At 72.0% G+C, this 21,713-nt stretch carries 22 protein-coding genes; 13 read left to right on the top strand and 9 right to left on the bottom strand.

The window, feature by feature from the left end; all coding sequences use genetic code 11:
• Positions 1–10 precede the first annotated feature (10 nt).
• Positions 11–760, bottom strand: coding sequence for a Flp pilus assembly protein CpaB (gene cpaB / locus ABD299_RS06990; protein ID WP_344259635.1), 750 nt, complete (start codon positions 758–760; stop codon positions 11–13).
• A gap of 58 nt (positions 761–818) precedes the next feature.
• Positions 819–1,706, bottom strand: a complete 888-nt coding sequence (locus tag ABD299_RS06995) for a hypothetical protein (RefSeq protein WP_344259636.1) — start codon at positions 1,704–1,706, stop codon at positions 819–821.
• Positions 1,707–2,036: 330 nt separating this feature from the next.
• On the opposite strand from ABD299_RS06995, the gene ABD299_RS07000 reads away from it, so the two are divergent.
• Together ABD299_RS07000 and ABD299_RS07005 are read left to right on the top strand one after the other, a co-directional pair.
• Entirely contained in the window at positions 2,037–3,008 is a 972-nt protein-coding gene (locus ABD299_RS07000) for an ATP-binding cassette domain-containing protein (RefSeq protein WP_344259637.1), read from the top strand.
• The gene (locus tag ABD299_RS07005) at positions 3,005–3,820 is read left to right on the top strand and encodes an ABC transporter permease (RefSeq protein ID WP_344259638.1); all 816 of its coding nucleotides are present in this window, start codon (positions 3,005–3,007) and stop codon (positions 3,818–3,820) included. The genes ABD299_RS07000 and ABD299_RS07005 overlap by 4 nt, the downstream gene beginning before the upstream one ends.
• A gap of 38 nt (positions 3,821–3,858) precedes the next feature.
• On the opposite strand, the gene ABD299_RS07010 is transcribed toward ABD299_RS07005, so the two are convergent.
• Positions 3,859–5,151 carry a type III PLP-dependent enzyme domain-containing protein gene (locus ABD299_RS07010; RefSeq protein WP_344259639.1) on the bottom strand — a complete coding sequence of 431 codons (1,293 nt, stop codon included), beginning with the start codon at positions 5,149–5,151 and terminating at the stop codon, positions 3,859–3,861.
• Positions 5,152–5,314: 163 nt separating this feature from the next.
• Here ABD299_RS07010 and ABD299_RS07015 point away from each other — a divergent pair, with 163 nt between their 5' ends.
• From ABD299_RS07015 to ABD299_RS07030, 4 genes are read left to right on the top strand one after another with little or no spacing between them, the layout of a single operon-like run.
• The gene (locus tag ABD299_RS07015) at positions 5,315–6,355 is read left to right on the top strand and encodes a sugar kinase (RefSeq protein WP_344259640.1); all 1,041 of its coding nucleotides are present in this window, start codon (positions 5,315–5,317) and stop codon (positions 6,353–6,355) included.
• Positions 6,352–7,116, top strand: a complete 765-nt coding sequence (locus ABD299_RS07020; protein ID WP_344259641.1) for an IclR family transcriptional regulator — start codon at positions 6,352–6,354, stop codon at positions 7,114–7,116. The genes ABD299_RS07015 and ABD299_RS07020 overlap by 4 nt, the downstream gene beginning before the upstream one ends.
• Positions 7,113–7,517, top strand: coding sequence for a RidA family protein (locus tag ABD299_RS07025; RefSeq protein ID WP_344259642.1), 405 nt, complete (start codon positions 7,113–7,115; stop codon positions 7,515–7,517). The genes ABD299_RS07020 and ABD299_RS07025 overlap by 4 nt, the downstream gene beginning before the upstream one ends.
• Before the next feature lie 29 nt (positions 7,518–7,546).
• On the top strand, positions 7,547–9,100 hold the full coding sequence (locus ABD299_RS07030; RefSeq protein WP_344259643.1) for an N-acyl-D-amino-acid deacylase family protein: 1,554 nt from the start codon (positions 7,547–7,549) through the stop codon (positions 9,098–9,100).
• 31 nt (positions 9,101–9,131) lie between these two features.
• Here the strand turns inward: ABD299_RS07030 and ABD299_RS07035 are convergent, their stop codons facing one another.
• Positions 9,132–10,109: an SDR family oxidoreductase gene (locus ABD299_RS07035; RefSeq protein ID WP_344259644.1), complete on the bottom strand. Its 978-nt coding sequence runs from the start codon at positions 10,107–10,109 to the stop codon at positions 9,132–9,134.
• A gap of 214 nt (positions 10,110–10,323) precedes the next feature.
• Between ABD299_RS07035 and ABD299_RS07040 the strand changes: the two genes are divergently transcribed.
• Positions 10,324–11,535: a pyridoxal phosphate-dependent aminotransferase gene (locus tag ABD299_RS07040; RefSeq protein WP_344259645.1), complete on the top strand. Its 1,212-nt coding sequence runs from the start codon at positions 10,324–10,326 to the stop codon at positions 11,533–11,535.
• Positions 11,536–11,666: 131 nt separating this feature from the next.
• Here ABD299_RS07040 and ABD299_RS07045 read toward each other — a convergent pair whose 3' ends face one another.
• Positions 11,667–13,517, bottom strand: a complete 1,851-nt coding sequence (locus ABD299_RS07045; RefSeq protein WP_344259646.1) for a phosphoenolpyruvate carboxykinase (GTP) — start codon at positions 13,515–13,517, stop codon at positions 11,667–11,669.
• Between the two features lie 291 nt (positions 13,518–13,808).
• On the opposite strand from ABD299_RS07045, the gene trhA reads away from it, so the two are divergent.
• Positions 13,809–14,549: a PAQR family membrane homeostasis protein TrhA gene (trhA, locus tag ABD299_RS07050; RefSeq protein WP_344259647.1), complete on the top strand. Its 741-nt coding sequence runs from the start codon at positions 13,809–13,811 to the stop codon at positions 14,547–14,549.
• A 79-nt stretch (positions 14,550–14,628) separates the two neighbouring features.
• On the opposite strand, the gene ABD299_RS07055 is transcribed toward trhA, so the two are convergent.
• Complete coding sequence (locus ABD299_RS07055; protein ID WP_344259648.1) at positions 14,629–16,641, bottom strand: thioredoxin domain-containing protein; 2,013 nt, start codon at positions 16,639–16,641, stop codon at positions 14,629–14,631.
• A gap of 287 nt (positions 16,642–16,928) precedes the next feature.
• Between ABD299_RS07055 and ABD299_RS07060 the strand changes: the two genes are divergently transcribed.
• The gene (locus ABD299_RS07060) at positions 16,929–17,201 is read left to right on the top strand and encodes a hypothetical protein (protein ID WP_344259649.1); all 273 of its coding nucleotides are present in this window, start codon (positions 16,929–16,931) and stop codon (positions 17,199–17,201) included.
• Positions 17,198–17,605 (top strand): PIN domain-containing protein, encoded by a 408-nt coding sequence (locus tag ABD299_RS07065; RefSeq protein ID WP_344259650.1) that lies wholly within the window; start codon positions 17,198–17,200, stop codon positions 17,603–17,605. Before ABD299_RS07060 ends, ABD299_RS07065 begins: the two co-directional genes overlap by 4 nt.
• Before the next feature lie 100 nt (positions 17,606–17,705).
• On the opposite strand, the gene ABD299_RS07070 is transcribed toward ABD299_RS07065, so the two are convergent.
• Positions 17,706–18,272, bottom strand: a complete 567-nt coding sequence (locus ABD299_RS07070; RefSeq protein WP_344259651.1) for a Uma2 family endonuclease — start codon at positions 18,270–18,272, stop codon at positions 17,706–17,708.
• A gap of 265 nt (positions 18,273–18,537) precedes the next feature.
• Here ABD299_RS07070 and ABD299_RS07075 point away from each other — a divergent pair, with 265 nt between their 5' ends.
• Positions 18,538–19,104, top strand: coding sequence for a Uma2 family endonuclease (locus ABD299_RS07075; RefSeq protein WP_344259652.1), 567 nt, complete (start codon positions 18,538–18,540; stop codon positions 19,102–19,104).
• Positions 19,105–19,216: 112 nt separating this feature from the next.
• Here the strand turns inward: ABD299_RS07075 and greA are convergent, their stop codons facing one another.
• Positions 19,217–19,714 (bottom strand): transcription elongation factor GreA, encoded by a 498-nt coding sequence (gene greA / locus ABD299_RS07080; RefSeq protein WP_344259653.1) that lies wholly within the window; start codon positions 19,712–19,714, stop codon positions 19,217–19,219.
• A gap of 243 nt (positions 19,715–19,957) precedes the next feature.
• Positions 19,958–20,371 carry a DUF4307 domain-containing protein gene (locus ABD299_RS07085; protein WP_344259654.1) on the bottom strand — a complete coding sequence of 138 codons (414 nt, stop codon included), beginning with the start codon at positions 20,369–20,371 and terminating at the stop codon, positions 19,958–19,960.
• A gap of 198 nt (positions 20,372–20,569) precedes the next feature.
• Between ABD299_RS07085 and mca the strand changes: the two genes are divergently transcribed.
• Together mca and ABD299_RS07095 are read left to right on the top strand one after the other, a co-directional pair.
• Positions 20,570–21,442, top strand: coding sequence for a mycothiol conjugate amidase Mca (gene mca / locus ABD299_RS07090; RefSeq protein ID WP_344259655.1), 873 nt, complete (start codon positions 20,570–20,572; stop codon positions 21,440–21,442).
• A 4-nt stretch (positions 21,443–21,446) separates the two neighbouring features.
• Positions 21,447–21,710, top strand: coding sequence for a hypothetical protein (locus ABD299_RS07095; RefSeq protein ID WP_344259656.1), 264 nt, complete (start codon positions 21,447–21,449; stop codon positions 21,708–21,710).
• The last annotated feature ends 3 nt before the right edge of the window (positions 21,711–21,713 follow it).

A 21,713-nucleotide genomic window follows, 5' to 3' on the forward strand; every position in this document is an offset into this window, starting at 1 on the left:
TGTGCCGCTCTCAGTCCTGGAAGAGGTCCGCGACAGGGGCATGAGGGCTGCCGAGGATGTCGCCGATGATGGTGTAGGTCCGCTCGCTCTCCGGGATGTCCTCCTCGTCGCCGGGTGCGACCAGCGCCAGCCGTACCTGTTCGGCGAAGGCTTCGGCGAAGGTGACGCGGTGGGCGTCGGTGTTGTCCAGGGAGAAGGTGATGGGCACCACCTGGCGGCGGGTGCGGTCCTCGTCGGTCTCGGTGAGGTCGCCCACCTCGATGACGGTCGCGTTGTTGACCATGAGACGGACGATCTCGAACTCCTCGTCGTCGTCCCCGCTGCGGTCGGTCACGCGGTAGGCCGCGTACATGTTGATGGTGGCGCCGGGATAGATCTTGCCGGCCACGCCGGTCGCGGCGTCGATCATGATGGCGATCTCCTGGCGGCCCGGCTCCAGCTCAGGGCGGTCGGACATCATGTCCGTCTGCAGCAGGGAGCCCTCCCGGAGGGGTGTGAGGGCCACCTTGCCCTCGAGCTCGGCGAGATCGGTGACGGCCGATCGCGGTATGTAGCGCTCGGGCATGCTGACCTCCCGCACGTGCTCGGGCCGGAACTCCTGGTGGGGTTCCATGTCCTGGGCCAGCTCGTACGCGGTGGCCTCCGGGCCGACCTTCGACTCGACGTCGCTGATCACCGCGAGCACCGCGGCGAATGCACCGAGGGCGAGCAGGGCGGAGACGACCAGCAGGATGGTGCCGCGTCGCTGACGAGCGTTCATAGGGCCTGTCTACCTCTTCGGTCGCGTGCGAAATCGTGGCAGCGGGGGTGGACTTGCGTCAGTTGCCGCTGCCGGGGGCCAGGGCGCGGCGGTCGGCGGGTTTCAGCGCGGCCTGCTGCCGGCGCTGCTCGGGCGGCACCACGGGGCAGGAGCAGAAGGCGCAGCGGTCACCGATGAGCGCCAGCCCGCACCAGTGGCAGGCCTCCTGCCGCATCGAACCGACCATCTGGTAGAGCAGGGACACCTCGGGCACGGCGGCGGCGAACTCGACGAGCTTGCCGGTTCCCCACCAGGCGGCGGACTCGGCGGGCAGCGGGACCGGGTGCAGGGCCTGGACCTGCCACTGGCGGGCGAGCCGCCCGGTGACCCAGTCGCTGGCGGCCTGGCCGGCGGCGTAGGTCAGGGAGGTGGCGAACTGCGGGCCGGCCGGGGTGACCTCGCCCCCGGCCCGCACCAGCTGGCGGTTGGGGGCGGCGAGTACGGCGCACGGGCCGCTGCCCGGTTTGCTGCGGGTGCGGGGCAGTTCGACGGGAAGGCGGTCCAGACGGTTCGCGGAGGGCAGCAGCGCGCCGGCGTAGATGTAGTGCGCCAGGAGCCGGACCGCCGCGCCCAGCACGCCGGGGCTGAAGTCGCACACGGACAGCTGGCGGAGCTGCCGCACCAGGACGGCGGTGCCCAGCGGGGGCAGGCCGCTGGGGAGCAGCGCGATCCGGTCGGACTCCAGCATGGCCCGCACCGCGTGCATCCGCCGGACGTGGGCCGGCGGGGTGGAGGCGGGGTAGACGGCGACGCAGTAGCCCTGCCGGTCCAGCAGCCGGCCCATCTCGGCGAGGGCGCCGGCGAAGTCCTGCCCCTCGGGCGGGCTCAGGACGTGGGCACCGGGGGTGTGCTGGTCGGTGGCCGTGAGCACCAGGTCGGCGCTGGTCACCGCGATGGCGATGGGCATGCCGCTCCCCCCGGGCCGAACTGCCCGTGTCCTGTGGATGTCTGCCGGTCGGTCAGCTTATCGACAGCACTGCCGCGGAGAACAGCGTCGCAGCGAAGCCTCCGGTTTCCGCACGGCCGTGAGGGCGGGCGCCGCCTGCGCGTCCGCCCCGGCCGTCCGTCCGTTGTGCCGGGCGTATCTCCTGGGCGCTCGCCTGCCACGAGCGCCGTGCGAGGGCTTCTCGCGCGGGTCGCGCGGCGGCGTACGTGTGTCCGGCCCCGCGCGCCAAGTCGCGTCGCGCCCGGCTCGCCCCGCATAGTGGGATGTGCCACGAGATGAAGGTGTCTTGCCATGGACAATGCGATCTGGGCGGAAGGGCTGGTCAAGAGGTTCGGCGAGACCACGGCGCTGGCCGGGGTGGATCTGGCCGTCCCGCCCGGCACGGTGCTCGGAATGCTCGGGCCGAACGGCGCGGGGAAGACCACCGCCGTACGGGTGCTGGCCACCCTGCTGGAGCCCGACGAGGGCCGGGCGACGGTCAAGGGTCACGACGTGTGCCGCGACGCGCACCGGGTGCGGCAGCTGATCGGGCTCACCGGCCAGTACGCCTCGGTGGACCCGCAGCTCACCGGCCTGGAGAATCTGCTGCTGATCGGCCGGCTGCTGGGGTTCCCCCGGGCCGAGGCCAAGCAGCGGGCCCGGGAACTGCTCGACCGGTTCGAGCTGGCCGAGGCCGCCTCCCGGGCGGTCCAGACGTACTCCGGCGGCATGCACCGGCGGCTGGACCTGGCCGCCAGTCTGGTGGGCCGCCCGCCCGTGCTGTTCCTGGACGAGCCCACCACGGGCCTGGACCCGCGGGCCCGCGCCGACCTGTGGGAGCTCATCCGCGGCCTGGTCACCGAGGGCACCACGGTGCTGCTCACCACCCAGTATCTGGACGAGGCCGATCATCTGGCGGACAGCATCGTGGTCATCGACCGGGGCATGGTCATCGCCGACGGCACCCCGGAGGACCTCAAGGCCAGGGCCGGCGCCCAGACGCTGACCGTGCGCCCGGCGGACGGGGACGGCACGGAGACGGTCCGGGCGGTGGTCGCGGAGCTGACCGGCGCCACTGTGCTGGTCAAGGGCGATCGGGTGAGCACGCGGGTGTCCGATCCGGCGCTGCTGCCCGCGGTGGTCCGCCGGCTGGACGACGCCGGCGTGGTCGTCACCGAGCTGGAGCTGCGCGGTTCCAGTCTCAACGAGGTCTTTCTGCACCTGACCGGTCGCCCCACGCCGGACGAGGCGGAGGACCGGCCGCCCGAAGGGAGTGCGTCATGAGTCAGGAGACCACCACACGTCCCGCGGCGGAACTGCCTCCCAGGGTGGGGCTGCTGGACGGCGTGCGCCAGAGCATGACCCTGGCCTGGCGCACGGTGGTGCAGGTCCGGCACAACCCCTGGGAGATGAGCGACTTCAGCATTCAGCCGATCATGTTCGTGCTGCTGTTCACCTATGTGTTCGGCGGCGCGATCGCGGGCTCGACCAGCGACTATCTGACATTCATGCTGCCGGGTCTGATCGTGATGAACATGCTGTTCGTGACGATGTATGTGGGCCAGGGGCTGAACACGGACCTCACCAAGGGCGTCTTCGACCGGCTGCGGGCCCTGCCGATCGCCCGCTGGGCGCCCCTGGCCGGGCGGATCGCGGCGGACCAGGTGAAGCAGACCTGGTCCATCGTGCTGGTGCTCGCGGTCGGGATGATCATGGGATTCCGGCTGGGCGACCCGGGCCTTCCGGGCCTGCTGGCGACGGTGGTGCTGCTGCTGGTCTTCGCTCTGGCCTTCTCCTGGGTGGCGGTGCTGGTGGGCATCCTGGCCAAGGACGCGGAACGGGTCCAGATCTTCGGCTTCACCGCGCTGTTCCCCCTCACCTTCGTCAGCGACGTATTCGTGCCCGCCGAGACCATGCCCGGCTGGCTCCAGGGCTTCGTGAACGCCAATCCGGTGAGCATCCTGGCCGACGCCTGCCGCGGACTGCTGCAGGGCGGCCCGGTGGCCACCGAGGTGATCCAGTCCCTGCTGTGGGCGGCCGGTATCGCCGCGGTGTTCGCCCCGCTGTCGGTCCTGGCGCTCAAGCACCGGCTGTGACCCGGGACCGGGCCCGCGGGAGGCCCGGGCCCGGAGCCTCAGAAGAACGTGCGGACGTAGTCCGTCACCGTGCCGTCGCCGGTGACCAGCGGGATCAGCGGCCACTTCTCGAAGATCGTGCACGGGTGCGACATCCCCAGCGCCAGCCAGTCACCCACGTCCGGCGCCTGCCCGCCGTCCGACCGGACGAACGCGTGCTGGTCCGCGAGCCTGTCCACCCGCAGCCCGGCGCCGTCCCGCTCGCTGCCCGCCGGGTCCCGGACCGCCTGGACCTGCGGCATCCCCAGGTCGTAGGCGATGTCCCGCTTCCCGGCGTTGACCAGCGCCAGACCCGGCTCGGGCCGGGAGACGACCTGCGTCCACAGCCGGAACGCCGGCCGCAGCGACCCCTCCCCGGGGATCCGGTTGAACGGCGTCACCTCCCGGTACCGGCCGTCGTCGTGGCTCACGTACGCCCCGGACCGCAGCAGCCGGCACACCGGCCGGGACAGCTCGGGCAGCTCCCCCAGGACCTCCGCCACCACGTCGAACCAGGCGCTGCCGCCCGCGCTCACGATGATCTCGCCGGGCGCTCCCGGGGTGCCGGCGCCGGCCGGGCCGAACCGTCCCGCCCCGTCGAAGGCGACGGCCAGCGTGGTCAGCTCCCGCATCCAGGCACGCACCGCGTCCGCGTCGGCACCGGGAATCTCCCCCTCGTACCCGGCCACGCCGCACAACCGCAGCGTGCCGGCCGCCGCGACGGCGTCGGCGACCTCCTCCGCCTGCCGGGCACCGCGCACCCCCGTGCGGCCGCCGGGGCAGCCGAGCTCGACGACGACCTCGACGGGCCGCCGGGCACCGGCCGCCCGCAGCGCCGTGTCCATCAGCTCCACTCCGCGCACCGAGTCCGCGTAGCACACGCAGCGGAAGTCCGGGTCCGCGTCCTGCTCGGCGGCGAGCCAGGTCAGCGCGGCCGGGTCCACCAGCTCGTTGGCCAGGAACACCCGCGGCACGCCGAAGGCCCGGGCCACCCGCACCTGGTGCGGCACGGCCAGGGTGATCCCCCAGGCGCCGCGGTCGAGCTGCTGCTGGAAGAGCCGGGGAGCCATCGAGGTCTTGCCGTGCGGCGCGAAGGCGAGCCCGTGCCGGGCGGTGAAGCCCTCCAGGGCGGCCAGATTGTGCTCGACCGCCTCCGCGGAGAGCGTCAGCACCGGCGTGAGGTAGCCGCCTCCGAACAGATTCCGGCGCTCGGCGGCCAGCTCCCCCACCGTGCGGCCGGCCGCGTCGGGAGGCAGCCCCTTGAACCGGTGGTCGACGATCTCGTCCGCGAGCTGATCGAGTGCGGTGGCCATGGGTGACTCCGGAGAGTTCGGCGGGACGGTGGCGACGGACGGACCCGGGCACAGACGTTGCACATAGCGCAATGTTCATTGCGCCTGGTGAAGCCCCCTGTCTAACATCCGCCGCAGAGCCGGTCAACGCCCGGCGGCACCGGAACGAGGGGAGCACGCCGAGATGCCCGAGGTGGTGTGCCTGGGCGAGGCCCTGTACGTCCTGACCGCCGAAGGCGGCACGGCCGCCCTGGGCGACGCGACCGCGTTCCGCCCGGGCGCCGGCGGCGCGGAGGCCAACGTCGCCTGCGCACTGGCCGCGCTCGGCCACCCGGTCCGCTGGGTCAGCCGGCTCGGCACCGACGATCTCGGTGACCGTCTGCTCGCCCTGATCTCCCGGCACGGCGTGGACGTCTCCCGGGTGACGCGCGACCCGCGCCGGCCCACCGGCCTGTACCTGCGCACCGCCGGACGGCCCGCGGACGGCAGCGGGCAGCGGACGGCGCCGCGGACCGCCTACTACCGGGCCGGCTCGGCTGCCTCCGCGATGTCCCCGGGCACTGTGGACGCCACCGCGTGGGCGGGAGCCCGGGTGCTCCACCTGACCGGCATCACCGCGGCCCTCTCCGACGGCTGCCTGGCCCTGCTGCGGCGGCTCACCGCTCCGGCACCCGGCCGGCCGCTGGTGTCCTTCGACGTCAACTTCCGGCCCGCCCTGTGGCGGGACCGGGACCCGGGGGTCCTGCTGGACCTGGCCCGCCGCTGCGACCTGGTGTTCGTCGGCGAGGACGAGGCGGCGTCCGCCTGGGGCACCACCGGAGGGCCCCGGGCCGTGCGGGCCCTGCTGCCGGAACCCGCCGCACTGGTCGTCAAGCAGGACGCCGCCGGTGCCACCGCCTTCACCGCCGCCGGGGTCGAGCACCGGCCCGCCCCGGCCGTCGAGGTGACCGACCCGACCGGCGCGGGCGACGCGTTCGCCGCGGGCTACCTGTCCGCGCTGCTGCGCGGCCTGCCGGTGGCCGCCCGGCTGCGCCACGGCCACCTGCAGGCCGCCGCCGCGCTCACCTCCCCCGGCGACCTGGCCCGCCGGCCCGCCCCTTGGGCGCTCGCCGACGGGCTGTGCGCGCTCGGCGACGACGACTGGGCGGCCCTGCGCCTGGCCCCCGGCTGGACCACCGGCGGCGTCCCGGCCCCGGCCCGCCCCGCGGACGGAGAGCCGTCATGAGCCAGAGTCTGGACCGCGCGCTGCGCATCCTGCCCCTGCTCGCCCAGGGCCCGGCGACGCTGGAGGAGACCGCGCGGCACATCGACGCCCACAAGTCCACCGCCCTGCGGCTGCTGCGCACCCTGCACGAGCACGGGCTGGTGTACCGCCAGGCCGACCACCGCTACCGGCTGGGCGCCCGGCTGTTCACTCTCGCCCAGGAGGCGGTGGAGCAGCTGGACGTCCGCGAGATCGCCCACCCGCACCTGGCCGCTCTGAACGAGCTGACCGGACACACCGTGCACCTGGCCGTCCGGGAGGACGAAGCGGTGATCTACATCGACAAGATGGAGAGCCGCTACCCGGTGCGGATGTACTCCGGCATCGGGAAACCGGTGGCGGTGACGGTGGCCGCCGTCGCCAAGCTGCTGCTGGCCGACCTGCCGGAGCCCGAGCGCCGGGCCCTGGCGCACCGGCTCCGCTACCCTCGGTACACGGCCCGCTCCCTCACCGGGCCGGCGGCGCTGCTCGCCGAACTGGCCCGGGTCCGCGAGCAGGGCTGGGCCGCCGACCTCGGCGGCCACGAGGAGTCGATCAACTGCGTCGCCGCGCCGGTCCGCGGGCCGGACGGGCGGGTGGTGGCGGCGCTGTCGGTCTCCGCGCCGAGCGTGGTGGCCGGCGAGGCCGAGGTCCTGGCGCTGCTTCCGCAGGTCCGCCGCACCGCCGAAGCCGTCAGCGCCGAGTACTGCGGCCGTACCCCCAGGAAGGACACCCTCTCGTGACCGACAAGACCGCCCTCACCCCCGCCCGCCACACCGCTCCGCCCGCCCGCTTCTCGCACGGCGTGCGCAAGGGCGGCATCCTGCAGGTCGCCGGCCAGGTCGGGTTCGGCCCGGCGGAGGAGGGCCGGCCGCCGCAGCCGGTGGGCCCGGGGCTGCGCGAGCAGACCCTCCAGACCCTGGAGAACGTCCGGGCCGTGCTGGAGGAGGGCGGCGCGAGCTGGGAGGACGCGATGATGGTCCGGGTCTACCTCACCGACACCGCCCACTTCTCCGAGTTCAACGCGATCTACGACGAGTACTTCGCCGTGCTGGACCAGCCGCCGGCGGCCCGCACCACCGTCTATGTCGGCCTGCCCGCCGGCCTGCTGGTGGAGATCGACGCGCTGGCCGTGCTGGGCTGAGCCGCGCGGACGGGGAGGCGGGAGAGGGAGTGGACACAGTCGTCCGGGGGGCCCGGATAGCCGACGGAACCGGGGGCCCGTCCTACCGTGCCGATGTCCGGATCTCCGGGGGGCGGATCGCCGAGATCGGCCCCCGGCTCGGCGGAGCCCGGCAGCTGGACGCCACCGGCCTCGTCCTGGCTCCCGGCTTCATCGACATGCACGCGCACAGCGACCTGGCCCTGCTGCGCGACCCCGGGCACCTCGCCAAGCTGGCCCAGGGGGTGACGCTGGAGGTCATCGGCCAGGACGGCCTGTCGTACGCGCCGGTGGACGACCGCACACTGGCGGAGGTCGGGCAGGCCGTCGCCGGCTGGAACGGCGACGGCGACGGCATCCGGTTCGACTGGCGGAGCGTCGGCGGCTACCTGGACAGACTGGACGAGGGCATCGCCGTCAACGCCGCCTATCTGATCCCGCACGGCACGGTCCGGGCCCTGGTCGTGGGCTGGGAGAACCGCCCCGCGACCGGACCGGAGCTGGCGGAGATGCGGCGGCTGGTCGACCTGGGGATGCGGGAGGGCGCGGCCGGGCTGTCCGCCGGGCTCACCTACGCGCCCGGCATGTACGCCCCGACCGCGGAACTCGCCGCGCTGTGCGAGGTGGTGGCCGGGCACGGTGGTTACTTCTGCCCGCACCACCGCTCCTACGGCGCCGGCGCGCTGGAGGCGTACGCGGAGATGACCCGGCTGGCCCGGCAGACCGGCTGCGCCCTGCACCTGGCGCACGCCACCATGAACTTCGGCGTGAACGCGGGACGGGCCGGTGAGCTGCTGGACCTGCTGGACGAGGAGCTGGCCGCCGGGGCGGACATCTCCCTGGACACTTATCCCTACCTGGCCGGGTGCACCGGCCTGGCGGCGCTGCTGCCCAGCTGGGCCCACGAGGGCGGACCGGAGGCGCTGCTGGGGCGGCTGCGGGACGACGGACCGGCGGCGGCCATCCGGCACGCGCTGGAGGTGACCGGTTCCGACGGCTGCCACGGGGTGCCGGTGGACTGGTCCGACGTCGAGATCTCCGGTGTGCGCGACCCGGAGCTGTCCGGGCACGTGGGCCGGCGGCTGACCGGCTTCGCCGAGGCCCGGCGGCTGCTGCTGCGGGACCGGCTGGGCACCACGGTTCTGCAGCATGTCGGCCACGAGGGGAACGTGCGGGCCATCATGCGGCACCGCACGCACACCGGCGGCAGCGACGGGATCCTCCAGGGGGACAAGCCGCATCCGCGGGCGCACGGCACCTTCCCGCAGTACCTGGGCCGCTACGTGCGGGAGCTGGGCGTGCTGTCGCTGGAGGAGTGCGTGGCCCGGCTGACCGGCCGCCCGGCCCGCCGGCTGCGGCTGCCCGACCGGGGGCTGGTGCACGAGGGCTACCGTGCCGACCTGGTGCTCTTCGATCCGGAGACGGTCGCGCCGGGGGCGACGTACGCCGAGCCCCGTGCGCTGCCGGCGGGCATCCCGCACGTGCTGATCGACGGCCGGTTCGCGATCCGCGACGGCCGCCGCACCGACGTCCTGGCCGGCCGGTCGGTGCGGCCGGGGCGCTGAGCGAGGGCCCCGGCCGCGTCCGGCCGGGTGCTCAGTGGGACCGCACCCGGCGGCCGACCTGGACGACGGTGCCGGCCAGCAGCGCCGCCGTGACCAGGCGCCGCACCGCGGTGCGGCGCCTGCCGTGCCAGCCGCCGTGGGCCGCGCCCTCCCCGGGCAGCGGCTCGAACAGGTTGCCGTCGGTGACCGGCGCCGACTCCTTGCGGGAGAGGTGGTTGCGGTCGACCTGCCTGGCCATGGCTTTCTCGGCCAGGCCGGGCATCCGCTTCGCCTGCTTCGCCAGCCCGTGGCCCGCCGTCCCGACGATCACCTCGCGGCAGGGCCTGCGGACCAGTTTGACGATGGCGTGGGCGACCCGCTCGGGCGTGTACACCGGCGGCATCGCCAGCACCTTGCGGCCCGTGTAGTTGGCGCCCTGTTCGAAGAGCGGGGTGTCGATGGCGGCCGGCAGCACCGTGCACACCTGGATCCCCTCCTCGCCCTCGGTCCGCAGCTCCTGCCGCACGCCGGCGCTCAGCGACCGGATGGCGGCCTTGGACATGCTGTAGGCGGGGGTGTAGGGCTGGCTGACGACCGCGACCACGGAGGAGACGTTGACGATCGTTCCCTGTCCCTGCCCGCGCATGACGGGCAGGGCGGCTCGCATCCCGTGCACATAGCCCATGACATTGGTGTCCATGACCTTGCGGATGTCCTCCAGCGGGACTTCCTCGATGGTGCCGAAGGCCGTCACGGCGGCGTTGTTGACCCACACGTCGATCCGGCCGAAGTGCCGCACGGCCTGCCGGGCGAGGTTCTCGACGGCGTCCGGATCGGTGACGTCCGTGGGGACCGCGAGGGCCCGCGCGCCCGGATGCTTCTCGCACTCACCGACGACCGCCGCCAGTGCCTCCGCGCGGCGCGCGGCGAGCACCACCGCGCATCCCTTGCGGGCGAACGCCTCGGCGGTGGCCCGGCCGATACCGCTCGACGCTCCTGTCACCACCACCACGGAATCGCGTACGCGCATCATCGCCTCTTTCGGATTCGGCACTGCTCACTTCGGTGCGGCTTCCTCCGGCTGTCCCCGGCCGCCGGATCGCCGGGTACCCACGAGGGGCCGGGACATTCTGGAGCGAAGCCCCCGAAAGCGGCTGCCGTGCGCCGGCTCCCGGGAGGCGGCCCGTCGCCCACGTGGCGGAAAACACGGCGCTTTCCGTGTTACGGGCTCGTAAGGTGGCGACATGCAGGTGATCCAGTCAACCAAGCTCGCCAACGTCTGCTACGAGATCCGCGGTCCGGTGCTCGAGGAGGCGCAGCGTCTTGAGGCGGCCGGACACCGCATCCTGAAGCTGAACACCGGCAACCCGGCGGCCTTCGGCTTCGAGTGCCCGCCGGAGATCCTCGAGGACATCCTGCGCAACGTCGCCGACGCGCACGGCTACGGGGACGCCAAGGGCCTGCTGGCCGCCCGGCGGGCGGTGATGCAGCACTACCAGACCCAGGGCGTCGAGCTGTCGGTGGACGACATCTACCTGGGCAACGGCGTCTCGGAACTCATCCAGATGTCCATGCAGGCGCTGCTGGACGACGGGGACGAGGTGCTGGTGCCGGCCCCGGACTACCCGCTGTGGACGGCCTCGGTCGCCCTCTCCGGGGGGACGGCGGTGCACTACCGCTGCGACGAGCAGTCCGACTGGATGCCCGACCTCGCCGACATCGAGCGGAAGATCACCGACCGCACCAAGGCACTGGTGATCATCAACCCGAACAATCCCACCGGTGCGGTCTACAGCGAGGAGATGCTGCGCGAGCTGACGGAGATCGCGCGCCGGCACCGGCTGGTCGTCTGCTCCGACGAGATCTACGACCGCATCCTGTACGACGACGCGAGACACGTCCCGACCGCCTCGCTCGCCCCCGACCTGCTCACGCTCACCTTCAACGGCCTGTCGAAGAACTACCGGGTGGCCGGGTTCCGCTGCGGCTGGATGGCCGTGTGCGGCCCCAAGGAGCACGCCGGCAGCTACATCGAGGGGCTGACGATCCTGGCCAACATGCGGCTGTGCGCCAACATGCCGGCCCAGCACGCGGTGGCCGCCGCCCTCGGCGGCCGCCAGTCCATCGAGGATCTGGTGCTTCCCGGCGGCCGCATCCGCGAGCAGCGGGACGTCACCTACGACCTGCTGACCAGCATCCCCGGGGTGACCTGTGTGAAGCCGAAGGGCGCGCTGTACGCGTTCCCGCGGCTCGACCCGAAGGTCTACAAGATCAAGGACGACCGCCAGATGGTGCTGGATCTGCTGCGCGCCGAGCAGATCATGATCGTGCACGGCACCGGTTTCAACTGGCCCGAGCCGGACCACTTCCGGATCGTCACGCTTCCCCCGGTGGAGCAGCTCTCCGACGCCGTCACGAGGATCGGGCGCTTCCTGGACGGCTACAGCCAGTACTGAGCAGGGCCCGGCCCTCCCTCGGCGCAGGACAGAGCACCTGGGCCACGGGGCGCCCGGGAGCCCCGGGGAAGGGGACGGGCCCCGCACGCCGTTGTGCGGGGCCCGTCGGGCCGAGGGGGGAGCGGGGGCGCTCAGCCCAGGCGCTCGACCAGCGCGCGGTACTCGTCCCACAGCTCCTTGGGGGTGTGGTCGCCGAAGGTCTCCAGGTGGCCGGGGACCAGAGCGGCTTCCTGGCGCCAGACCTCGGGGTCGACCTCCAGCAGGAAGTCGAGGTCCTCGGCGGGCAGGTCCAGGCCCTTGGTGTCCAGGGCGCCCTTGGCCGGCAGCACGCCGATGGGGGTCTCCACGCCGTCGGCCTCGCCGTTGAGGCGCTCGACGATCCACTTCAGGACGCGGCTGTTCTCGCCGAAGCCGGGCCACACGAAGCGGCCCTGGGCGTCCTTCTTGAACCAGTTGACGTAGTAGATCTTCGGCAGCTTGTCCTGGTCCGCGGAGGCGCCCATCCGGAGCCAGTGGCCGAAGTAGTCGCCCATGTTGTAGCCGCAGAACGGCAGCATGGCGAACGGGTCACGGCGCAGCTCACCGACCGTGCCCTCGGCCGCCGCGGTCTTCTCGGAGGCGACGTTGGCGCCGAGGAAGACGCCGTGCTGCCAGTCGAAGGACTCGGTGACCAGCGGCACCGCGGTGGCGCGGCGGCCGCCGAAGAGGATCGCCGAGATCGGCACGCCGCGCGGGTCCTCCCACTCGGGTGCGATGGTCGGGCACTGGGAGGCCGGGACGGTGAAGCGGGCGTTGGGGTGGGCGGCCGGGGTGTCCGAGGCGGGGGTCCAGTCGTTGCCCCGCCAGTCGGTCAGGTGGGCCGGGGGCTCGTCCGTCATGTCCTCCCACCAGACGTCGCCGTCGTCGGTGAGGGCGACGTTGGTGAAGACCGCGTTGCCCCACAGCGTCTTCATCGCGTTGGCGTTGGTGTGCTCGCCGGTGCCCGGGGCCACGCCGAAGAAGCCGGCCTCCGGGTTGATGGCGTACAGCCGGCCGTCCTCGCCGAAGCGCATCCAGGCGATGTCGTCGCCGATGGTCTCCACGGTCCAGCCGGGGATGGTCGGCTCGAGCATGGCGAGGTTGGTCTTGCCGCAGGCGGAGGGGAAGGCGGCGGCGACGTAGCGGGCCTCGCCGCGCGGCGGGGTGAGCTTCAGGATCAGCATGTGCTCGGCCAGCCAGCCCTCGTCGCGGGCCATGACGGAGGCGATGCGCAGCGCGTAGCACTTCTTGCCCAGCAGGGCGTTGCCGCCGTAGCCGGAGCCGAAGGACCAGATCTCGCGGGTCTCGGGGAAGTGCGAGATGTACTTGGTGCTGTTGCACGGCCAGGGCACGTCCTGCTCGCCCTCGGCGAGCGGGGCGCCGACGGAGTGCACGGCGCGGACGAAGGTGCCGTCCTCGCCGAGCTGCTCCAGAACGGCGCTGCCCATCCGGGTCATGGTGCGCATGGCCACGGCGACGTAGGCGGAGTCGGTGATCTCCACGCCGAGGGCGGACAGCGGAGAGCCCAGCGGGCCCATGCAGAACGGCACCACGTACATGGTGCGGCCGCGCATGGAACCGCGGAACAGGCCGCCCTCACCGTCGCTGCCGGTGAAGACCTCGCGCATCTGCGAGGGCGCCATCCAGTGGTTCGTGGGGCCGGCGTCCTCCTCGCGCTCCGAGCAGATGAAGGTGCGGTCCTCCACCCGGGCGACGTCGGTGGGGTCGGATGCGGCGTAGTAGGAGTTGGGGCGCTTGACCGGGTCGAGTTTGGTGAAGGTGCCCTTCTCGACCAGTTCGTCGCACAGCCGCTGGTACTCGGCCTCGGAGCCGTCGCACCAGACGATCCGGTCGGGCTGGGTGAGGGCCGCGATCTCGTCGACCCAGGCGATGAGCTCCCGGTGCCGGGTCGGCGGTGTGGGACCGGGGGGGACGTCGGGGACGGAAGCCGCAGTGAGCGCCACGATCGCTCTCCAGAGGGTTGAGGGTGTCACACCGGATATGCGCACCCATATCCGGCGTTCTCCGATGTACAGCTGACATGGCAGCAGGTCAGTGCTGCGCGCACGGCCCCGTGGGGGCTGCGACCCGGATGCCGCGCCATGGTGGGTGACGCTCATCCGGTGCCGACCACGCTCATTTGAGATGATCCGCTGCCGAGGCCGCTTTGTCCAGCGGAGCCGGGGTGACGGGTACCACGTGCCCCCCTTTCGCAACACTGCGGAAACCTACGGATCCGTAAGTACGATGGCCGCATGTCTGGCGCACTCGAACGCACACCCGAGCGGCACAGGGATGCCGTTCCCGCCGAGGAAATCGGATCGGTCAACCCCGTCAGCCTCGTCAAGGACGCCGTCATCCCCCTCAAGCCGCGGCTGCGGGGATGGCTGCACGCGGGCATGTTCCCCGCCGCACTCGTCGCAGGCCTGTTCCTGACCGCGCTGGCCGACAGCACCCGCGGCCGCATCGCCTGCGCCGTGTACACGCTGACGGCCTGCCTGCTGTTCGGCATCAGCGCCCTCTACCACCGGGGCAACTGGTCACCCCGGCTGGAGGCCGTCCTGCGCCGGCTGGATCACGCCAACATCTTCCTGATCATCGCCGGGACCTACACCCCGCTGGCGATCCTGCTGGTCGACGGGGGCCGCGGCCGGGCGCTGCTGTGGGGGATCTGGGCCGCCGCGGTGGCGGGCATCGCCTTCCGGGTCTTCTGGGTCGGCGCGCCGCGCTGGCTCTACACGCCCTGCTACATCGCGATGGGCTGGGCGGCGGTGTTCTTCCTGCCCGACTTCCTGCGGGCCGGCGGCATCACCGTGCTCGCCCTGGTGGTCATCGGCGGCCTGCTCTACAGCGCGGGCGGCGTCATCTACGGCATCAAGCGCCCCAACCCGTCCCCTCGCTGGTTCGGGTTCCACGAGGTGTTCCACACCCTCACCGTGGCCGCGTTCGCCACCCACTTCGTGGCGATCTTCATCGTGGCCCAGCAGAACGCCTGACACGGCGGGGCGGGGGCGCGGCACCGCGGACCTGCCCCGCCCCCGTCTCAGCTGCTCAGCTGCTCAGCTGCTCAGCTGCTCAGCTGCTCAGCTGCTCAGCCAGCGTCCGCGCGTCCGATGTCGGCACCGAGCAGGTGAAGTGCCGGCACACGTACGCCGCCGGCCGGCCCTCCAGCAGGCCGCGCCCGGCCAGCAGCGGCGAGACGTCACCGTCGCCGGGCGCACCCACCGCCACCACCGCGCCGGGCGCCGTGGAGCGCAGGGCGGTCCGGTGCAGCTCGGCGGTCGCCGGGTCCTCCGGCTCACCGATCACCGCCACCTCGCGGGGGCCGTCCACCGCCGCCTCGGCCACCGCCAGACCCCAGCCGATGAACCGGGGGGCGCGCTCGCCCAGCGCGCGGACGATGCCCAGGGCCTGCTCGGCGGCCTCCCGGTGCCTGCCGCTACCGGTGTGGGCGGCGTAGGAGAGCAGTGCCCCCGCCGCCGCCGTCCAGCCCGCCGGGGTCGCCCCGTCGCTGGGATCCTGCGGCCGTCGGATGAGCTTCTCGGCGTCGTCGGCCGTGTCGTACAGGGCGCCCTCCGGGCTGGAGAACCGGGTGAGGACGGTCTCCAGCAGCATGCCGGCCAGCTCCAGCCAGGCCCCCTCGCCGGTCACCGAGTACAGCGCGAGGAACCCCTCGGCCGTGTCGGCGTAGTCCTCCAGCACTCCCGCGCTGGACCCGCGCTTCCCCTCCAGGGAGGTCCGGGCCAGCCGCCCGTCGTCGTCCAGGTGCACCGAGACCAGCAGGTCGGCCGCCGCCACCGCGGCCTCCACCAGATCGGGGCGGTCGAAGCAGGCGCCGGTCTCGGCCAGGGCCGCGATCGCCAGCCCGTTCCAGGCGGCGACGACCTTGCCGTCCCTGCCGGGCCGGGGCCGGGTCTCCCGCGCGGCCAGCAGCCGCTCCCGCAGCTCCGTCGGCGCCTCCTCCCCCGGCAGCCGGAGTACCGAGGCGCCCTTCTCGAAGGTGCCGGCTTCCGTCACACCGAACAGCTCCGCCGCCCGCCCGCCGTCCTCATCTCCGAGCGCCTCCCGGAGCCGGGCGGGCGTCCACACGTAGAAGGCGCCCTCCTCGTGGGCCCCGCCGGGAGTCTCGCTGTCCGCGTCCAGGGCCGAGGCGAAGCCGCCCTGGTCCGTGCCCAGCTCGCGCACCATGAAGTCGGCGGTCTCCAGCGCCACCCGGCGGGCCATCGGCGAGGCGGTGGCCCGCCACAGGTGCGTGTAGACCCGGCCCAGCAGGGCGTTGTCGTAGAGCATCTTCTCGAAGTGCGGGACAGTCCAGGTCGCGTCGACCGCGTACCGGGCGAAGCCGCCGCCGAGCTGGTCGTAGATGCCCCCGCGGGCCATCGCCTCGCAGGTCCGCTCGGCCATGTCCAGGGCCCCCTGGGAGCCGGTGCGCGCGTGGTGGCGCAGCAGGAACTCCAGCACCATGGAAGGCGGGAACTTGGGCGCCCCGCCGAAGCCGCCGCGCTTGGCGTCGAAGTCCCGGCTCAGCCCGAGCAGCGCGTGGGCCAGCTCCTCGTCCCCGGGCGGCCGGGGCGCGTCGTAGGCCAGCTCGCGCCCGGTGAGCTCCCCGGCGATCCTTCCCGCGACCTGGCCGATCTCCTCCCGCCGGTCCGTCCAGGCGGAGCGCACCCCCTCCAGCACCTGCCGGAAGGACAACAGGCCGTGCCGGGGCCGGGGCGGGAAGTAGGTGCCGAAGTAGAAGGGCGCGCCCTCGGCGGTCATGAAGACCGTCATCGGCCAGCCGCCCTGCCCGGTGGCCGCCTGGACGGCGTCCATGTAGACCGAGTCGATGTCCGGCCGTTCCTCGCGGTCCACCTTCACCGCGACGAAGTGGGCGTTGAGGTACTCGGCGGTCTCCTCGTCCTCGAAGGACTCGTGCGCCATCACGTGGCACCAGTGGCAGCTGGAGTACCCCACGCTCAGCAGCACCGGGACGTCCCGCCGCCGGGCCTCCTCGAACGCCTCCTGCGACCAGGGCCACCAGTCGACCGGGTTCTCGGCGTGCTGCAGCAGGTACGGCGATGTCTCTTGGGCGAGTCGGTTGGCCATGGGTCCATCCTGCCGGACCACCCCCGCCTCACCACGGACCACACCCGCCCGGCCGCACGGTGGCGGTGTCGGAGGCCTGCACAGCGGCCACGCTGTGCGCCTCCGTCACCGGCGACATGTACAGGCGCCCCTGGTCGAACAACAGCTTGACCGCCTTGGCAGCTTCATCGAGCTGCGCACCTGGCGCAGCCACCCCCGGGCGGCCCCGCGACCCCGCCCTCAGCCCTTCGTCCGTGCCGATACCTCAAGCCTTCTCGTTGTAATAGATGTCGTCATACACTTCGGGTATGAAGCAGACCCGAGCCGGGACCACTGAGAACATCTCCGTGTCCTTGCCCGCCGAGCTGGTAAGCGAGCTCCGCTCCCGAACCGGCCGCCGCGGGCTGTCCAGCTACGTCACCGAAGCCGTCAGGCACCAGCTCGCCATGGACGGACTCGCCGAGATCGTGGCGTCCCACGAGGAGGAGCACGGCGCGCTCACGGAACAGGAGATCGAAGCCGCTCGTCGCGAGCTGTTCGGAGACGTGAACGCTGAGGATGTCGAGCGGGGCGCCGCGTGAAGGAGCAGCCCGCCCGCTCGCTGGTGCTCGACTCCGAGGCGCTCGCTCTTCTCCTGCGCAACGACCGCGGTATGGCAGCTCGCATCGAGGCATCCCGGCAGGCTGGGGTTCCCGTCCTCGTGTCCGCGCTGACCATTGTTGAAGCCGTACACGGGAAGACCCATCTGGCGCGCTTGAAGTGGGTGCTCTCCCGACTGCGAGTGGAGCCGGTCAGTCAGGAGGACTCCCTGACTGCCGTGGAGCTGCTTCAGGACGCAGGCGGGCTGCACGGGCACAAGTACGCGATCGATGCCCTCGTCGCCGCGCTCGCGCTCCGCGTCCCGCCCCCCGTGATCGTTTTGACCTCGGACCGTGACGACTGGTCGAAGCTCTGCGGGAAGCGCGTGATCATCAGAGACGTGTGAGCACGGAGCCCGCTTCACCATGACACGGCCATCGAGGAGCGGGCCGAGGAACGTTCGTACCGGCTTGTATCCAGGTAGCCGGCCGCCGCTGGAGGCCGCCTCAGCAGATCTTCTTGAAGTCGGTGCGCACCGTCACCGGGACTCCCGCGAGGGAGAACCCGATCTCCTCACCGAACCGGTAGGGCACCGCCGAGGTGTACTCGTCACCCTTGGGCGCCTGGTAGAGCACACACTCCCCGGTCAGCACATCGACGATCAGATACGTCGCGATCCCGCGCGCCGCGTACTGGTTCAGCTTGCGCCCGTAGTCCTGCCCGACCGTCGAGCGGGACACGCTCTCGGCCACGAAGTGGACATGCTTCTGGTCGACGAACGCGTCACCAGGGCCGAGGGCACCCGCATCCACCACCAGCACATCGGGCTCGGGCATGTAACCGTCCATTTCCGGCAGCACACCCTTGTCCCGCGTGACGTGCAGACCGGACTCCCCTCCCAGTTGCTCCGCCAACTGCAACCGGATCGAATCGTCGGCCTCGCTGTGCGCCTCCGTCACCGGCGACATGTACAGGCGCCCCTGGTCGAACAGCAGCTTGACCGCCTTGGGCAGCTTCATCGAACTGCGTACCTGGCGCAGCCACTGCGCATACTCCGGATACATCGCGGTCATCTCGCCTCCCTGCCCGTCCCGGGATACCGCCATGGTACGGCCGGGCACCATGAACCAACGGGCTGCTCCATGAAGACCGTCGTCGGCCGGCCCCGGCCCGGTGGCCGTCCCGACCGTCCATGAGACCGAGTCGATGTCCGGCCGCTCCTCGCGGTGCGCCAGTCCTCATCCGTCGTCGCGGCAATGCGGAACGGGCCGGCATCGCAGCCCTTAGGCTGAGTTCAGCAGCGCTGGAACCGCCGAGGCCCCTCGAAGGAGGTACACCATGACCGCCGAGATGGTGGCGCCCGAGTGGATGCATACGCCGATCAGCGCGGAGGAGTACGACTCCTGGTCCGAGGAGCAGTGTGCCGGCATCGAGATCGTGGACGGAATGGTCGTTGTGAGCCCGAGCGCGTCCAAGCGGCACAACCGCCTCGCCCGGATCCTGGCCAATGCCCTGGACGCAGCGGCGGGCCCGGACTGGAACGCCGATACGGACTTCGACGTCCGCCTTCAGGACGTTCCCCTCACCAACCGCCGTCCGGACGTCGTGGTCTACCGGGCGGAAACCATCGATCTGACGCCAACGCGCCCAGAACACGTACTCCTGGTCGCCGAGGTGGTGTCGCCCGGCTCGGAAACCACCGACCGGATCGTGAAGGTCGACCAGTACGCCAAGGCCGGTATCCCCTTCTACTGGCGGGTCGAGCAGGCCGCCACCGGTGTCCCGATCGTTTACACCTGCGTCCTCGACCCCGCCACCAGGGCCTACCGGGACGGCGAGATGTTCACCGGCGTGATCAAGGCCGCCGCGCCCTTTCCCGTGACCGCCGACCTGGGAGCCGTCTGACAGCACCGCTGCGGACTCCGCGCGGCTTCCCGGGCGCGCCGCGCGGTGGCGCGGTGGTGGTGGTTGACGGGGCCCTGCGGCAGTGCCGGCCGGTCCAGGGCCCCGCGCGTCCTCAGCCCTTGTAGGGCTTGGCGTCCAGGATCTTCACCCGGGCGGTCCGGCCGTTGGGCAGCTCGTACTCCGCCTCTTCGCCGGCCTTCTTGCCGAGCACACCACTGCCCAGCGGCGACTGCGGCGAGTACGTCTCGATGTCCGCGGTGACGTACTCGCGGGAGGCCATCAGGAAGGTCATGGTGTCGTCCTCGTCGCCGTCGAAGGCGACCGTGACCACCATGCCGGGCTCCACCACGCCGTCGTCCGGCGGGGCCTCGCCCACCCGCGCGTGCCGCAGCAGCTGCTCGAGCTGCCGGATGCGGGCCTCCTGCTTGCCCTGCTCCTCCTTGGCAGCGTGATAACCCGCGTTCTCCTTCAGGTCACCCTCTTCTCGAGCCGCCTCGATCTTCTTGGCGATCTCGATGCGTGCGGGACCCGACAGATGATCCAGCTCCTCCTTGAGCTGGTCATACGCCTCCTGGGTCAGCCAGGTGACCGTGCCGCTGGTCTGGGTCACAGGTGCTCCTCGGGTACAGAATCGGGTAGTGGGGCATAAAAACAATGCCCGACCCGGCCATGTGCTGTTCCGGGTGGGCGAAACATCGATCCTAACAACTCCGGGACCGAGTCGCGGGGAGATTACCCTCCGGGGTCGGGGGCAAACCTTCCGGCGCACCGGGGCGCGGACCGGCCGGTGCCGGCCGCGCGCAGCGGCTCGCGCGCCCTCCGCACCGGGGGCGGGGACGGCGGGCCCGGACGCTCAGTCGGAAGCCTCGGAACAGCCCATCAGCTGGGCATTGGTGGCCCGCTGGGTGGTCCGCAGCGTCACCGCGCGGTGCAGGCTCTCGGCCTCGTCCTCGAACCGGAAGTCCGCGCGTCCGACCTCCAGGCCGTCCTCCGCCTGACTACGCACCGTGCACACGCCGGTCATGCCGGCGGGCTTGCGGATCGCCAGCCGGGCCTCGACCTCGGTGTCGGAAATCACCACGAAACCGGTCAGCTCGCCGGAGACCGGCTGGCTGCTGATGTAGGCCACGCCCGTCCACCCCAGGAAGGCCAGCAGCACCGCGCCCAGCACCAGCCCGACGACGGTCAGCCGCCGGTCCGTGCGGGCCTCGTCCTTCGGGGCACGGCCGTAGCGCCCTTCCGGCAGCCCTTGGTGTGCGGTCGCCATGCGCGTGTCCTCACGGTGAGACGGGACAGGGGTCGAGAGCCGCCGGGCCTTGGGGGAGCCGCCCGCGAGGGCGCCCGGGCACCACGGTCCGGGAAGACGGCCCGGAGGAACGACCGGTGAACGAGACGAGGAATGCGAACGGTCCTCCATCCGTCACTATAGAAGCCGTCTCCCGGATCGAGTGACGAGGATCGAGTCTTGACTGAGCAGCTGCGGCTCATGGCCGTGCACGCCCATCCCGACGACGAGTCGAGCAAGGGCGCCGCAACCATGGCGAAGTATGTGTCCGAAGGCGTGGACGTTCTCGTGGCCACCTGCACCGGGGGCGAGCGGGGATCCATCCTCAACCCGAGGCTCCAGGGTGACCCGTACATCGAGGAGAACATCCACGAGGTGCGGGCCAAGGAGATGGAGGAGGCCCGGCAGATCCTGGGGGTGCGCCAGGCGTGGCTGGGGTTCGTGGACTCCGGGCTGCCCGAGGGCGACCCGCTGCCTCCGCTGCCGGAGGGCTGCTTCGCCCTGCAGGACACCGAGGAGGCCGCCGGGCCGCTGGTGCGGCTGATCCGGGAGTTCCGGCCACACGTCATCACCACGTACGACGAGAACGGCGGCTACCCGCACCCCGACCACATCATGACCCACAAGATCTCCATGGTGGCCTTCGAGGCCGCCGGGGACCCGGAGCGCTACCCGGGCACCGGGGAGCCCTGGGAGCCGCTGAAGCTCTACTACAACCAGGGCTTCAACCGGCCCCGGACCATGGCGCTGCACAACGCCATGCTGGAGCGCGGGCTGGACTCCCCCTACGGGGAGTGGCTCAAGCGCTGGGAGGAGTTCCAGCGCAAGGACCGCGAGCTGACGACATACGTGCCCTGCGCGGAGTTCTTCCCGGTGCGGGACAAGGCGCTGATCGCCCACGCCACCCAGATCGACCCGGACGGCGGCTGGTTCAAGGTGCCCATGGAGATCCAGCAGGAGGTCTGGCCGACCGAGGAGTACGAGCTGGCCAGGTCCAAGGTGGAGACCTCGCTCCCCGAGTCCGACCTCTTCGCCGGCATCCGCCACAATTGAGCCCATGAACGCCACAACGAACGCCCTGCTGGTCCTCGCCCAGGAGGAGCCCGCCCGGCAGCTCGACGAATTCACGGTGACGCCCGGCGTCCTCGGCTTCGTCGTGTTCGCCGTCATGGGCGTGGCCGTCTGGATCCTGCTGAAGTCCATGAGCAAGCACATGAACCGCGTGAACTTCACCGAGGAGGAGCCCGGCTCCGGGAAGCAGGAGCGGCCCGCGGCCGGCTCCTCCGCGGCGGCCGGGGAGAGCGGCCCGCGCACCGCCTGACCT

It is taken from the genome of Streptomyces sodiiphilus (genome assembly GCF_039529215.1).
GTDB classification, from domain to species: Bacteria; Actinomycetota; Actinomycetes; order Streptomycetales; family Streptomycetaceae; genus Streptomyces; species Streptomyces sodiiphilus.